Source organism: Clostridium sp. UBA1652, assembly GCF_002320975.1.
GTDB classification, from domain to species: Bacteria; Bacillota; Clostridia; order Clostridiales; family Clostridiaceae; genus Clostridium_T; species Clostridium_T intestinale.
Window position 1 is genome coordinate 79,090 of the sequence record NZ_DCLI01000052.1, and the last position, 16,141, is coordinate 95,230.

The window sequence follows — 16,141 nt, forward strand, 5'->3', positions numbered from 1 at the left end:
AGTTAGAAGTCTAACAAAGATGAGGAGGTAGGTTATGGTAAAAAAAATAGCAAGTTATATTGGAGAGTTTAAAAAAGATACAATTATGACTCCAATATATATAGGATTAGAAGTGGCAATGGAGGTTATGATTCCCTTCCTAATGGCTTGGATAATCGATAATGGGGTAGGCAAAGGTGATATAAAGTATGTAACAATGGTAGGGATTGGAATGCTTGTAGCATCATTTTTATCACTTACATTTGGAATTATTGCTGGTAAAACTGGAGCTAGTGCGTCATCTGGTTTTGCAAGAAACTTAAGAAAAGGAATGTTTTATAATATACAGGACTTTTCTTTCTCAAATATAGATAAATATTCAACAGCGGGGCTTATCACTAGATTAACTACTGATGTTACAAACGTTCAAAATGCATTTCAAATGATAATAAGAATGTTTTCAAGAGCACCTCTTATGCTAATCTCTGCTATGCTAATGTGTTTTTATATTAATTGGAAATTAGCACTTATATTTTTAGGAGCAATAATTTTTCTATCTGTAGTATTGTATGCTATCATTATGAAAGCACATCCAAACTTTGTAAAAGTATTTAAAAGATATGATGATTTAAATGCTAGTGTTCAAGAAAATCTAACAGGCATTCGTGCTGTTAAGGCATATGTAAGAGAAGATCATGAAATAGATAAGTTCTATAAAGAATCAAAAACTCTTTATGATTACTTTATGAGAGCAGAAAAGCTAGTTATTCTTAATGGACCTATTATGCAGTTTACTGTTTATACTTGTATATTACTTTTGTCTTGGCTTGGAGCTAAAATGATAGTTTCAAACACTATGACAACAGGTGAATTAATGAGTTTATTTACCTATACTGCAAATATAATGATGAGCCTTATGATGATGTCTTTTGTATTTGTTATGGTTATTATAGCTAGGCCATCTGCTGAAAGAATTGTAGAAGTTTTAGATGAAAAAAGTGATTTAACTAATGGAGAAAATCCAATATATGAAGTTAAAGATGGATCTATAGAATTTAAGGGTGCTAGTTTTTATTATAAAACTAATAAAAATAACTTGGTACTAGACAATATAAGTTTAAAGATAAATTCAGGAGAAACAATAGGAATTATAGGTGGAACAGGAAGTTCTAAATCTAGTTTAGTTCAACTTATACCAAGACTATATGACGTTACAGATGGTTCAGTAGAAGTTGGTGGAATTGATGTTAGAAAGTATGATATAGAAACACTTAGAAATGAAGTATCCATGGTGCTTCAAAAAAATGTACTGTTCTCAGGAACTATAAAAGAAAACTTAAGATGGGGAAACAAAAATGCAACAGATGAAGAAATAATAGAGGCATGTAAACAGGCTCAGGCATCTGAGTTTATAGAAAGTTTTACAGATAAATATGATACCTTCATAGAGCAAGGTGGAACTAATGTATCTGGTGGACAAAGACAGAGACTTTGTATAGCAAGAGCATTACTTAAAAAGCCTAAGATATTAATTTTAGATGATTCAACTAGTGCAGTTGATACTAAAACAGATGCTCTCATAAGAAAAGCCTTTATAGAAACAATACCTAATACAACAAAGATTATTATCGCTCAACGTATTTCTTCAGTTCAAGATGCTGACAAGATTATAGTATTAAATGATGGGCTTATAGATGGATTTGGAACTCATGAAGAATTATTAGAAAGTAATAATATATACAAAGAGGTTTATGAATCACAAGTTAAAGGAGCTGATAAAGATGAATAAAGATAAGAATTTTAAAGGTAATGTAAGCTCTTTAAAAACATTAAAAAGATTAATAAACTATGTAGTTAAAGAATATAAGTTTCTATTTTTCGTTGTTACTATAGCTATAATAATAAGTTCTATAGCTAATGTTATAGGCACCATGTTTCTTAGAAACTTAATTGATGATTATATAGCTCCTCTTATGAATAAGTCAAATATAGATTTTGCACCATTACTTAAAGTAGTATTAACTATGGCTGCTATTTATTATGTAGGAGTTTTGTGTACCTATATATACAACCGTATAATGATTGTAATTTCTCAAGGATCGTTAAAGAAAATAAGAGATGATATGTTTTCACATATGGAAAAGTTACCTATAAGCTTTTTTGATAGAAACTCTCATGGAGATTTAATGAGTTTATATACTAATGATACAGATACTTTAAGGCAAATGATAAGTCAAGGAATTCCACAGCTTCTAGCAGCTATAATAACAGCTGTAAGTATATTTTTTTCTATGATATTTTTAAGTATCCCTCTTACAATTGTTCAGATAATAGCTATAGCTATTATGTCATATGTTACTAAATTTATTGGGGGAAAAAGTAGAAAGTACTTTGGATTTCAACAAAAAGATTTAGGTAAAGTAAATGGTTATATAGAAGAAATGATGGAAGGTCAAAAGGTAGTAAAGGTCTTTGGTTATGAGCAAGAAGCGAAGACTAACTTTGACAAAATAAATGATGCCTTACGTGATAGTGCTAATAATGCAAATAAGTTTGCAAATATACTAATGCCTATAATAGGTAATATTGGGTATATAACTTATGTTGTAATGGCTATCTTAGGAGCAACTTTAGCAATAAACTCTTTTGCTGGCTTTACTATTGGAGGACTTGCAGCTTTTCTTCAACTAACAAGAGCATTCAGCCAAACAACAGGGCAGATGTCGCAACAATTCAACTTTGTAGTTATGGCTTTAGCAGGAGCTGAACGTATATTTAATTTTTTAGATGAAAAACATGAAGAGGATGAGGGATATGTGACCCTTGTTAATGTTAATGAAGATGAACAAGGAACATTAAGTGAAACTAATAAGAGAACTGGTATATGGGCATGGAAACATCCTCATGGAGATGGTTCAGTTACCTATACTAAGCTTTTAGGAGAAGTAGTATTTGATGACGTTGATTTTGGATATACAGATGAAAAATTAATACTAAAAAATATAAATCTCTATGCAAAACCTGGCCAAAAAATAGCCTTTGTTGGAGCTACAGGTGCTGGTAAAACTACTATAACAAATTTAATTAATAGATTCTATGATATTCAAGATGGGAAAATAAGATACGACCATATAAATATCAATAAAATAAAGAAGGACGATTTAAGAAGATCTCTTGGTATGGTACTTCAAGATCCTCATTTATTTACAGGAACTATAGCGGATAATATTAGATATGGTAAATTAGACGCTACAAATGATGAAGTAATAGCAGCTGCAAAACTTGCAAATGCAGATACTTTCATAAGACATTTACCACAAGGTTATGATACATTTATTACTGGTGATGGAGGAAGTCTATCTCAAGGACAGAGACAACTATTAACAATAGCAAGAGCTGCAATTGCTGATCCACCAGTTTTAATATTAGATGAAGCTACTTCAAGTATAGATACAAGAACAGAGAAGATAGTTCAAGAAGGTATGGATAAACTTATGAAAGGCAGGACAGTATTTGTAATTGCACACAGACTTTCTACAGTTAAAAATTCAGATGTTATTATGGTTTTAGACCAAGGAAAGATAATCGAAAGAGGAAATCATGATGACTTAATTAATCAAAAAGGAAGGTATTATCAGCTTTATACAGGAGCTTTTGAACTTTCTTAAAATTATATATATTATATTAAATAGCTGATATTAGGAGCTTGAGGTTCTTAGTATCAGCTATTTTTATTATGAAAATTAAATTATTTTATAATAACTATAAAGGCTAAACACTCAAGAATAATATTCAAACACTAAGGAAAAAGTCACAAACACTACATTGATTTATTAAATAGAAAGTTGATTTAGAGCTATTTTAGTGTTTTGGTATGATATTTGCTGGATTATATTAACAGATGGAAGTGAAATCTGAATTTAAGGTCAAAGGGGGAAGGTATAATGATATTTGAGAAAAGAAGTGATATTCCAATTAGTATTAACAGCTATGGAGTAACTAAAACTCAATACTATTTCAATAAAGAATTGAAACTAATCTTTATATTAAAGGGGAGGATCAATGTTACAACTAACAATAATTCATATAATCTTTCAGAAGGAACTGTATTTTTAGTTAATAATGAAAGCCTATATTTATTAGAGCCTTTAGAAGAAAACGTTATTATTGCATTAAATATAGATAGTAACTACTTTAACAATTATTATAAAGATTTTTCTGAAATTAGATTTTACTTAAATACTAAAGAAGATAAGAGTTTTTGGAGAATGCTTTTAAAAATAATAGAATCATTTATAAAAAAGGAAAAGTCTTATGCTTTAGAGATTAAAAAGAGAGTTTTAGATTTGATTTTAGTATTTACAACTAAATATATAGATGAAAAGGAATATATAAAATCAAATTCCCAGATAGAAGATAAAAGAATAGAAAAATTGATTAATTTTATTAATATTCACTATAAAGAAAAGCTAACTTTAAATGATTTGGCTGAGGAAGTGAACTTAAACCCTCAATATCTATCTAGATATTTTTCTAAATATATGGGGTTAACTTTAAATGATTTTATTTCTAATGTGAGATTAAAAGAATCTCTAAAGGATTTGAAAAGTGAAAAAAATAAGATAACCTATGTTGCTTTAGAAAACGGGTTTCCTAATCTTAAATCTTATTTTAAGGTGTTTAAAGAAAAATACAATACGACTCCTTCAATTTATAGAAAAAATATCCACAATACTAATCCAATTAAAATTAATAATTCCAAAAGTAATATTAATTTAGAAGATATAGAAATTATAGATTTAATTAAAAAATATTGCTCAAATACGGAGAAGGACAATGTAGTCAATGAAAAATATATTATTAATTGTGAGAAGACTATAGGGGATATAAAAGATTCATGGAATAAAATCATTTGCTTTGGAAGAGCTTCAGAGGGGTTAAGAGCAGAATGGAGACATCAGCTTAGAGCTATTCAACAAGAAATCCCGTTTAGATATATAAGGTTTCATGGAATATTTAGTGACGACATGATGATATATAATGAAAAATCTAATGGTGAAGTAGAACTCAATTTTAGTTATATAGATGAACTTATAGATTTTTTATTAGAAGTTAGGTTAAAACCATTTATTGAATTAAGTTATATGCCTGAAAGCCTTGCTAGTGAAAAAAAGTATATGTTTAATTGGAAAGCAAATATTAGTTACCCAAAAAGCTTAGATAAGTGGGAGAGCCTTGTTAGAAATTTTACAAAACATTTAATAAATAGATATGGGATAGATGAGGTTAGTTCTTGGTGTTTTGAAATTTGGGATAACTTTACCATTGAAAATAGAGTTAGCAGAAAAACATTGGAGTTTTTTAAAAGAACTTATTCAGCTGTAAAAAAGGTTAGTTCCAAGTTAAAAGTTGGAGGAATAAATAATTTTATAGAAATTTTAATTAATACAGATATTTTAAAAATGTATAATGATTTCTTTATTGAAGAAAATATAGAACTTGATTTTATATCTCTAAAAGTTTATTCAATTAAGCCTAAGAATAACACTGATTTAGTTACCTTTTTTAAGAATTCTGGAATAGATTCGGATGGAAAATTAATTCTCCAAGACTCCACTAATGAATGTGTATATGCTGAAGAAATGTATATAAGTGAAAATTTAGATAAGCTTATAAAAATCTTAGATAACTTCCCAGGTTTGAAAAAACAAATATTTATTACTGAGTGGAATCTTAATGCTGACCCTAGAGATTTAGTTCATGATACTTGCTTCAAAGCTTCTTATTTAGTTAAAAATGTTGTTGAAAACTTTAATAAGGTTGATGGAATGGGATATTGGACATTTACTGATATTTTTGAGGAAGTAAAAACTAGTTATGATACTTTTCATGGGGGGCTTGGGTTTGTTACTAGCAACGGACTTAAAAAACCTATATACAATTCTTATAAACTATTAAATAAACTTGGATCTCAAATAATAGAAAAAGGCGAGGACTTTATAGTAACTAAGAATTCTAAAGGGGTTATTCAAATACTAGCCTATAACTACTGTCATTTTAAAAATGAAGAGATTAAATACAACGAAAAGGAAGTTTTAAGTGATAGGTACAGTATATTCAAAGAAAAAATAAGAAATATAAAAATCACCTTATTAGGTGTTAATGGAAATATAACTAAAAAGATATATAGAATAAATCAAGAAAATGGTTCTGTTTATGATGAGTGGATTAAAATAGGATCGCAAAAAAATATATATCAAGAAGAACTTGATTATCTTAAACAGAAATCAATATATGGATATACAAGAGAATATGATTTTTGTGAAAACGATTTAGAAATTGATGAAAATATGCAACCTCACGAGGTTATGCTAATAGAGGTAGTTAGGGAATAGAAAAATTATGTACCCTTTTTTGACTTGGTTAGAAAAAGTGAACAAGAAGTAACAGAAGGGAATGTAGTAAAAGAGTATTAAAAAAATAAATAAACATACGTTTATTGGAAAGAAATTCTATTGGATGAAAGATATAATTTTAGTAGATTGAGGTAAAGTAGGTGCTATGAATTTAATGAAATTAGAAGATGGAAATAAGAGCAAAAAGAGAAAATGGACAAGATTAGCATTACTTATTATTAGTCTCTCTGCCTTAATGTATTCAGCAGTTTCCCTATTAGCTATTTTTAATGAATATAAAAAAGGTGAAAAGGAATATGAAATTCTTCAGAAATATCTTAATAGAGACTCTAAGATTTCAGAAAGTGAGGATAAAGAAATTTTATCAGTAGATTTTGGGAGTTTGAAAAAGCTTAATGAAGATATTGTTGGATGGATTTCTTTTAAGGACACAGAAGTTAATTATCCAATTGTTAAAGGAGCAGACAATAGTTATTACTTGAATCATACTTTTAATAAAACAGAAAATGATTCAGGAAGTATTTTTATGGATTTTGAAAACGATTCAAGTTTTAAAGATAAAAATACAATCCTATATGGTCATAACATGAAAAATGGTTCGATGTTTAGCATTTTAAACAAATATATGGATAAAGATTTCTATGACAGTACTCCATATTTTTGGGTATATACAGAAAATGAAATATATAAATGCGAGATATTTTCTGCCTATAAAACAAGTGCCCATAATGGTAAAAGTTATATTAAAAAGTTCTCTACAGACCAAGAATATGAAGATTTCTTAAAGGAAATAAAGAACAATTCTTTATATGATACTGGAATAAATGTAGGAAAGGATGACATAGTTTTAACCTTGTCTACATGCACAAATAATGATAAAGACAGCCGCTTTGTAGTAAACAGTAAAATGGTAAAACAATAATTTCTATTAATTAAGTGAAACTTTATAACCATTAATATATAGGTTTTAAGTTTAAAAGGTTCTATATAAGGAACTTTTAAAATGGGAGGGGGATAAAAATGATTAAAAGATTCCGCAAATACGGAAAAAGCTTTATGGCACTTATGTTATCAACATCTATGATACTTTCTTCTGGAGTAACAGTATTGGCAGCTGATGGAAAGTCAACTTCTTACAGTACTATTACTGAAATTCATGATTGGGGTGCAGCAATCCCTAGAATAGTAGTGGACTTAGGCAAGACAGTTAATAAAGATTCCATATCAAATGATACATTTAAAGTACACGTAAAGAGAACTGAAAAAGGTAAAGATACGGTTTTATCAGAAGGGGATCGTAACATCACTAAGATTTACGTATCCGACAAGGATGGTAATGCTCAAGAAAGTGGAAATTATGTAGTTATTGAAATGGAAATAGGACCAACTTTAGATATTGCATCACCAATTCAGTTCAGTATGAAAACTTTCTTGAATGAGTGGATCGATTCTCACTATACAATCACTCAAGTACAAGATATAACTACTCCTACAGAAACAATTTCTGGATTAGTTATTGATACTTTTTCAGGAGATACAAAAAAGCTTGTTGATGATTTTACTGTAGGAAGTGGAACTTATGATAATATAAATTTAAAATATGCAAGCTATGCACCTGAAACAACTGGGGAAAAGAAACCTTTAATTATATGGTTACATGGTATGGGTGAAGGTGGAACAGATGGACTTCTTCCAATATCAGCAAACAAAGCTGCTAACTTTGCATCAGAAGATATACAATCATATTTTGATGGAGCTTATGTATTAGCACCTCAAACACCAACAATGTGGATGCAAGGACCAAACGGTGAATTTGGAGGCAAAGATTCTAAATATACAAAAGCCTTAATGGGATTAATAGAAGACTATGTTTCTAAAAATAGTAATATAGATAAAAATAGAATTTACATCGGAGGAGATTCCAATGGTGGATATATGACTATGGTTATGGCTAGAGAGTATACAGATTATTTTGCTGCTGCATTTCCAACATGTGAAGCATTAGCTGACTCTTTAATCACAGATTCAGATATTCAAAAGATGAAGGATCTTCCAATGTGGTTTATTGCATCTAAAGATGATACTACAGTTGATGTAAATAGCTATGTAATTCCAACACATAAGAGATTAAAAGATGCCGGAGCTAAAAACCTTCATTTATCATTATATGATAGTGTAGTTGACCAAACAGGTTTATATAAAAATCCAGATGGTACACCATATAAATATAATGGACATTGGTCATGGATATATGTTTATAATAATGATCCAAAAGAAGTTATAAATGGAAAAGAGACAACCATTATGGAATGGTTAGCATCTCAAAACAAATCTGATTTTACTACCTATAATACTATTACAGAAATCGAAGATTGGGGTCCAGCAACTACAAAAGTCGTAATTGATTTAGGACAAGCAGTTAAAGAAGGTTCTGTTAATACTGATAGTTTTTCAGCATTTGTTTCTAGAAGTGACAAAAGATTAGCTACACCATTAATACAAGAAGGTTATAGAAAGATAACAAAAGCTTATGTTTCTGATGCAAAAGGTAATGCAGCAACAACAGGAAACTACGCAACTTTAGAAATGGAAATAGGACCAAGTATAACATTAGGTTCACCATTTAACTATGTTCCAGCGTCAGGCGGTAATGCATGGATTGACACTAAATATACAATTACTCAAGAAAAGAATATTGTATCTGATAGCACTACAATATCACGTCTTGTAGCTAATGAACTTAAAGATCAAATAAAAGTAGGAGTAGATGATTTTGATCTTTCAAAAGCAACTTATGACAATGTAACTTTATCTTATGCAAGTTATGCTCCAGCAAAAGATAATGGTAAAAATCCATTAGTTATTTGGCTTCATGGTGGTGGAGAAGGTGGTTCTGATGCAACTGTACCTATATCAGGAAATAAAGCAGTAAACTTCTCCTCAAAAGAAATACAAGATTATTTTGGAGGGGCATATGTTTTAACACCTCAAGCACCAACTAGATGGATGCAAACTGAGTCTGGAAAACTAGATGGAACTTCAATTTATACAAAAGCCCTTATGTCATTAATAAAAGATTACGTTTCTAAAAATGATGACATAGATGCTAATAAAATATATATTGGAGGATGCTCTAATGGTGGATATATGACTATGGTTATGATTCGTGATTATCCAGGATATTTTGCTGCTGCATTCCCAGTATGCGAAGGATTAAATGATAGTTTAATATCTGATTCTGACTTAGAAAAAATGAAAGAAACTCCAATATGGTTTGTTGCGGCAGCAACAGATACAGTATTGCCACCAGCAATAAACACTGTACCGACTTATGAAAGATTAATAAAAGCTGGCGCAAAAAATGTTTATCTATCACTATTTGATAAAGTAGTAGATACAACAGGATTGTATAAAAATGCAGATGGTACTCCATATGAATACAATGGACATTGGTCATGGATATATGTATTTAATAATGAAGTAAGTCAAGTAATAAATGGAAAAGAAACAAGTATTATGGAATGGATGGCTGCTCAAAGTTTAAAACAAAATGAAACTCCAGGTGAAGAAAAACCAACAGAAGAGCAACCAACCAAAAATCCTACTAACACAGATGTAAAAACAGCACCTAAAACTGGTGATACAGCACCAATAGCTCCACTATTAGTAATAATGACATTATCTATAGCTGGAATATATATTTCTGTAAGAAAAAAATCAGCTTAAAAAACTTCCACCTAAAATTTAATTTTAGGTGGATTTTTTTACTGGAAGGGTTAGTGAATTTACAAAATATGTTATTATTATAGGTGATGATAATTTTAATTTATAATAGGGAGAAATTATGTGGCAAGAAATATTTATATTTGTAAGCAATTTAGTTATTCCAATAATGATGTTGTTCTTTGGAATAACATTTAAAAATCAGGGACCTAAAAAAATAAACGGATTTTATGGTTATAGAACCTCAATGTCAATGAAAAACAAGGAAACTTGGAATTTTGCGCATAGATATTGTGGGAAGTTATGGACAAAATTAGGGCTTATAACATTATTTTTATCAATAATTATTAGCTTTATTATCTTAAATTTTAATGAGAAAATTCAAGGTATTGTTGTTGCAATAGTAGTAACTGTTCAAACTATTCTTTTGATTACATCTATTTTCCCTGTTGAGAAGGAATTAAAAAAGAACTTTGATAAGGATGGAAATAGAAGAATTAAGTAATTAATACTTTAGGAGTGTTTTGTTTATGAATATAAAAGTCCCAATTAAAGGGACTTTTTTTAATCAAAAAAACACATAACTATGATTTAAATAGTTGATTTAATAGCATTATATATACTTTTGATAACAATATTATAAAGTGTTTAGCCATAGCTTTAAAATGGGGCAAAACAATATAACGTTTTCATTTATAATGATATACTAATATTGGTATAAGATTTAATCTAAATTTCTCTATAAAATAAGGAACTTAATTTAAGTCTTATAATTAAATCATGAAAATTATGGAGGAGTAATTAATGTCTAAAGTTATAAAAACTATGGATGGAAATGAGGCTGCAGCTTACGTGTCCTATGCATTTACAGAAGTAGCTGCTATCTATCCAATTACCCCATCATCACCTATGGCTGAACATATAGATGAGTGGTCAGCAAAGGGTAAAAAGAATATTTTTGGACAAAGAGTAAGATTGGTAGAGATGCAATCAGAGGCAGGAGCTGTAGGAGCAGTTCATGGTTCATTAGAAGCAGGTGCTTTAACAACCTCATATACAGCTTCACAGGGATTGCTTTTGATGCTTCCTACTATGTATAGAATAGCAGGTCAATTAAAGCCCGCAGTACTGCATGTAACATCTCGAACAGTTGGGACACATGCTCTCTCAATTTTTGGTGATCATTCAGATGTTATGGCATGTAGACAAACAGGATTTGGAATGTTATCCACCTCAAGTGTACAAGAAGTTATGGATTTATCAGGAGTAGCACATCTTAGTGCAATAAAAGGACGTGTTCCTTTTTTACACTTTTTTGATGGATTTAGAACATCTCATGAAATTCAAAAAATAGAATGTTTAGAATATGATGATTTAGCTAAGCTTGTAGATAAAAATGCACTTAAAGAATTTAGGAAAAATTCTTTAAATCCTGAAAGGCCTGTACAGCGTAGTACAGTGCAAAATCCAGATATATTCTTTCAAGCACGTGAAGCAAGTAATAAATTCTATAATGAGATTCCGACTATTGTAGAAAATTATATGAATGAAATAAACAAGATTACAGGAAGGAATTATAGGTTATTTAACTACTATGGAGCACCTGATGCAGAGCGTATAATAATAGCTATGGGGTCAGTATGTGGACCAATAGAAGAAACTATAGATTACTTAAATAGTAAAGGTGAAAAAGTTGGACTTGTTCAGGTACATCTTTATAGACCATTTTCTGTTACACATTTCCTAAAAGTGGTTCCAGAAACTGTTAAAGCAATAGCGGTTTTAGATAGAACAAAAGAACCAGGTGCAGTGGCTGAACCTCTATATGAAGATGTTTGTGCAAGCTATATAAATAATGATAAAAGACCGAAGTTATATGCTGGACGTTACGGTCTTTCCTCAAAGGATACAACACCAGCACAAATTGTTTCTGTTTTTGAAAATCTTAAAAAAGAAACTCCTAAAAATAACTTTACAATCGGAATAGTTGATGACGTAACAAATCTTTCTTTAGAAATAGGCGAAGAATTAGATGTAGTACCTAAAGGAACTATAAGTTGTAAGTTCTGGGGACTGGGCTCTGATGGGACGGTAGGTGCAAATAAAAATTCAATAAAAATAATAGGTGACTATACCGATATGTATGCTCAAGCATATTTTTCATACGATTCTAAAAAGTCTGGTGGAGTAACTCAATCTCATCTTCGTTTTGGAAAAGAACCTATACGCTCTAGTTATCTTGTGAAAAAAGCAGACTTTGTTGCATGTCATAAAGCATCCTATATAGATAATTATGATATAGTTTCAGACTTAAAAGATGGGAAGACATTTTTATTAAATTGCAGATGGAATAAGGAAGAGCTAGAGGAACGTCTACCAAAAGCAATGAAAAAGTATATCTATGATCATAATATTAAGTTTTATACAATAGATGCAACAGGTATAGCTAAAGAAATAGGTCTTGGAAATAGAATAAATACTGTGCTTCAAGCTGCTTTCTTTAAACTTGCAAATATAATACCTATAGAAGATGCAGTAGCACATATGAAAAAAATGATATATAAAAGCTATAGTAAAAAGGGTGATAAGATTCTTAATATGAATTATGCCGCTGTTGATAAAGGGGTAGAGGGATTAGTAGAAATTAAAATACCATCCTCTTGGGGGAATGCTATAAAAGAAGAAAAAGCTGAAACCACAGGACTACCAGACTATATAAAAAATATCCTTATACCAATAAATGCGCAAGAAGGAGATAAGTTACCTGTAAGTATATTTTCAGGAAGGGAAGATGGCACAGTTCCTCTTGGTACATCAGCTTATGAAAAGAGAGGAATAGCAGTTGATGTTCCTGTTTGGAATATAGATAATTGTATACAATGTAATCAATGTTCCTTTGTTTGTCCACATGCATCCATAAGACCATTCCTAGCGAATGAAGAAGAAACAAAAAGTGCACCAGAAGGTTTTAAACTTAAAAAAGCTGTTGGAAAAGGTTTTGAGAATCTTAACTATAGAATACAAGTTGATGTATTAGATTGTACAGGTTGTGGAGTTTGCGCAGAAACTTGTCCAGCTAAAGGAAAAGCTCTTAAGATGGAGCCAGCTGAAACTCAGAAGCAAGAAATGGATAACTGGTATTATGGACTATCACTTTCTAAAAAAGAGAATCCTTCTAATATTAATACAGTTAAAGGAAGTCAGTTTGAGAAGCCGCTGCTTGAATTCTCAGGGGCATGCGCAGGATGTGGAGAAACTCCTTATGCAAAAGTAATAACACAATTATATGGAGATAGAATGTATCTTGCTAGTGCAACAGGTTGTCTACAAGCTTGGGGGGCAGCAGCTCCATGTGTACCATATACAACCAATAGTGATGGACATGGACCAGCTTGGTCAAACTCACTATTTGAAAATAATGCAGAATTCAGTCTTGGAATGTGTTTAGCAGTTAAACAACAGCGAGAGAATTTGAAATCAAAGCTTGAAAAGATTTTTGATTTTACTGAAGATAATCTAGTAAAAAAAGCAATAAAGGAATGGATCGACAACTATAATAACGGAAAAACCTCAAAGCTCTTAAGCGGAAAGCTTATATCATCTTTAGAGAATTTAAAAATAGATGGGGAATTAAAAGAATTGGTGGATGAAGTCCTTAATAATAGGGAACATTTAGTTAAAAAATCTATGTGGATGTATGGCGGAGATGGCTGGGCATATGATATAGGTTTTGGTGGACTTGACCATGTTTTATCTTCTGGAGAAGATGTTAATGTAATTGTACTTGATACAGAGGTTTACTCAAACACAGGAGGACAATCATCTAAAGCAACTCCTTTAGGTGCAGTTGCTCAATTTGCAGCCTCAGGTAAAAGGATTCAGAAAAAGGATTTAGGAATGATTGCAATGAGTTATGGACATGTGTATGTAGCTCAAGTTGCAATGGGAGCAAATCAAAGTCAATTTTTAAAAGCAGTTGAGGAAGCAGAAAACTATCCAGGCCCAGCACTTATAATAGCTTATGCTCCATGTATAAGTCATGGACTAAAAGGCGGAATGAGCACTTCTCAGCTAGAACAAAAACGTGCAGTTGAAGCAGGATATTGGCACTTATACAGACACAATCCAGTGCTTAAAGATAAAGGAGAAAATCCATTTGTTTTAGATTCAAAAGAACCTAAAGGAAACTTTAAAGAGTTTTTATTAGGAGAAGCACGTTATTCCTCACTTCAAAGAACTTTCCCAGAAGCAGCGGAAGAACTATTTGAAACGGCAGAGAAATATGCAAGAGAAAAATATGAGAAATATAAAAAACTTGCAGCACAATAAAAACATTTATAAGGTAGCATATAAGAACACTTATATTTGATTATTGATATCTAAAGGTATTGAAAAAGTCCCAGTTAGCAACATTATTAAGTTTCTTAACTTAATGATGTTGCTTCACTGGGGCTAATTTTAGTTAGATGGTGACAGTGAGAAATATATATGATTTTAATTATAATAATAGTATATGGGTAAGAATAATAATTTGTTATAATAAAAAATAGTACTTTTAATTAAATATACAAATAATAAATTTATAGTAATTATATTATTTAATAGTTAGACAAGGAGTAGAGATTTTTATGAAGACAATAGGATTAATAGGCGGAATGAGTTGGGAAAGCACTGTAACATATTATCAAATAATAAATGAGGTTGTAAAAAAACAGCTTGGAGGACTACATTCAGCTAAAGTTGTCCTATATAGTGTAGATTTTCAAGAGATTGAAGAGTGCCAATCCAATGGAGATTGGGATAAAAGTGCTGAAATATTAGGTGGATCCGCAAAGAAACTTGAACAAGCTGGAGCAGATTTCATTGTTATTTGTACAAACACAATGCACAAGGTAGCACCTAATATACAAAAAGAGATACAAATTCCTATTATACATATTGCTGAAGCTACTGCTGAAAAGCTTATAGAAAATAATATATATAAGGTTGCGTTACTTGGTACTAAATATACTATGACACAGGATTTTTATAAAGATAAGTTGATAGAAAAGGGAATAGAAGTTTTAATTCCAAATGATAGCGATGTTGAAATAGTAAATAATATAATTTATGATGAACTATGCTTGGGAATTATATCGGAAAAATCTAAATCAGAATATATTAGAATCATAGATAAGTTAAAAGAAGATGGAGCTCAAGGTGTCATACTTGGATGTACAGAAATTGGTTTACTTATTGGACAAGAAGACACGCTATTGCCTGTATTTGATACGACACAAATCCATGCAACTAAAGCTGCAATGCTTGCGATAGAATATTAAAATTTAAAATCGTCTGTGAAAGAAGGGTTCAGCAAAATGCTGAACCCTAAATTTTTAGGATAACTGAACATCAAAATCACGAGAATTCTTCTCCGTTAATTTCGCTGCATAAAAAGATACTAAGGATCCGTTTTTACTAGTAAAAACATTGAGCTCTAGTATCGATTTAACTAATTCAGTTACCTCGTCATTGCTTAGATCACTTCTAACATCTGCAATAGTTATATTAGACTTATCGCCACTTTCAGTGACAAAAGTCAAACTTAAGGAGTACTGCATATTTTTCACCTCCTTCCTTTATAATAAAATTCATGCTATTCAGCATCTGATAAAATGGAGAGTTCATCTAATAGATAATCTCCAGTTTCAGGGGCTAATACCTTAGATATAGCTTTAGCAAGGGCATGAATATCTGCATCTGTTGCATCAAGTCTTATATTAGAAAAAGACTTTTTCTTAAAAGTAGGAAGCCCATTTTTATCAACACCTGACTGTATTTCCACAATTAAAGACTTTGTCTTTAGGTCTCTTATTATAGACATAGCGCTATCGCTCCTTTCGTTTAATATTTTGCTACTCTATACAATATGTAATGAAAGTATAAAAGGTGACTATTATTGATGAAAAAAGTAGTATTTTATATTATTACTTATATGGAAAATATAGTAAATTTAATTATATTACTATAATAGTGCAAAAATA

At 30.5% G+C, this 16,141-nt stretch carries 10 protein-coding genes; 8 read left to right on the plus strand and 2 right to left on the minus strand.

Going from position 1 to position 16,141, the window contains the following annotated elements:
• Positions 1-34 precede the first annotated feature (34 nt).
• The 8 genes from B3N22_RS10455 (at position 35) to B3N22_RS10490 (ending at position 15,439) form a co-directional block, all read left to right on the plus strand.
• Positions 35-1,768, plus strand: a complete 1,734-nt coding sequence (locus tag B3N22_RS10455) for an ABC transporter ATP-binding protein (RefSeq protein ID WP_286906870.1) — start codon at positions 35-37, stop codon at positions 1,766-1,768.
• Positions 1,761-3,647, plus strand: coding sequence for an ABC transporter ATP-binding protein (locus B3N22_RS10460; protein ID WP_286906872.1), 1,887 nt, complete (start codon positions 1,761-1,763; stop codon positions 3,645-3,647). Before B3N22_RS10455 ends, B3N22_RS10460 begins: the two co-directional genes overlap by 8 nt.
• Positions 3,648-3,923: 276 nt before the next feature.
• A complete protein-coding gene (locus B3N22_RS10465; protein ID WP_286906874.1) occupies positions 3,924-6,374 on the plus strand; it encodes a GH39 family glycosyl hydrolase in 2,451 nt (816 codons plus the stop codon).
• 166 nt (positions 6,375-6,540) lie between these two features.
• The gene (srtB, locus tag B3N22_RS10470; protein WP_286906877.1) at positions 6,541-7,317 is read left to right on the plus strand and encodes a class B sortase; all 777 of its coding nucleotides are present in this window, start codon (positions 6,541-6,543) and stop codon (positions 7,315-7,317) included.
• A 98-nt stretch (positions 7,318-7,415) separates the two neighbouring features.
• Positions 7,416-10,121 (plus strand): prolyl oligopeptidase family serine peptidase, encoded by a 2,706-nt coding sequence (locus tag B3N22_RS10475; RefSeq protein ID WP_286906879.1) that lies wholly within the window; start codon positions 7,416-7,418, stop codon positions 10,119-10,121.
• Between the two features lie 118 nt (positions 10,122-10,239).
• On the plus strand, positions 10,240-10,623 hold the full coding sequence (locus tag B3N22_RS10480) for an SdpI family protein (RefSeq protein WP_238902826.1): 384 nt from the start codon (positions 10,240-10,242) through the stop codon (positions 10,621-10,623).
• A 299-nt stretch (positions 10,624-10,922) separates the two neighbouring features.
• Positions 10,923-14,447, plus strand: a complete 3,525-nt coding sequence (gene nifJ, locus B3N22_RS10485; protein WP_238902825.1) for a pyruvate:ferredoxin (flavodoxin) oxidoreductase — start codon at positions 10,923-10,925, stop codon at positions 14,445-14,447.
• Between the two features lie 299 nt (positions 14,448-14,746).
• Positions 14,747-15,439, plus strand: coding sequence for an aspartate/glutamate racemase family protein (locus B3N22_RS10490; protein ID WP_238902824.1), 693 nt, complete (start codon positions 14,747-14,749; stop codon positions 15,437-15,439).
• A gap of 54 nt (positions 15,440-15,493) precedes the next feature.
• Here the strand turns inward: B3N22_RS10490 and B3N22_RS10495 are convergent, their stop codons facing one another.
• Entirely contained in the window at positions 15,494-15,718 is a 225-nt protein-coding gene (locus B3N22_RS10495) for a DUF2922 domain-containing protein (RefSeq protein ID WP_238902823.1), read from the minus strand.
• A gap of 35 nt (positions 15,719-15,753) precedes the next feature.
• Complete coding sequence (locus tag B3N22_RS10500; RefSeq protein ID WP_238902822.1) at positions 15,754-15,981, minus strand: DUF1659 domain-containing protein; 228 nt, start codon at positions 15,979-15,981, stop codon at positions 15,754-15,756.
• Positions 15,982-16,141 lie beyond the last annotated feature (160 nt).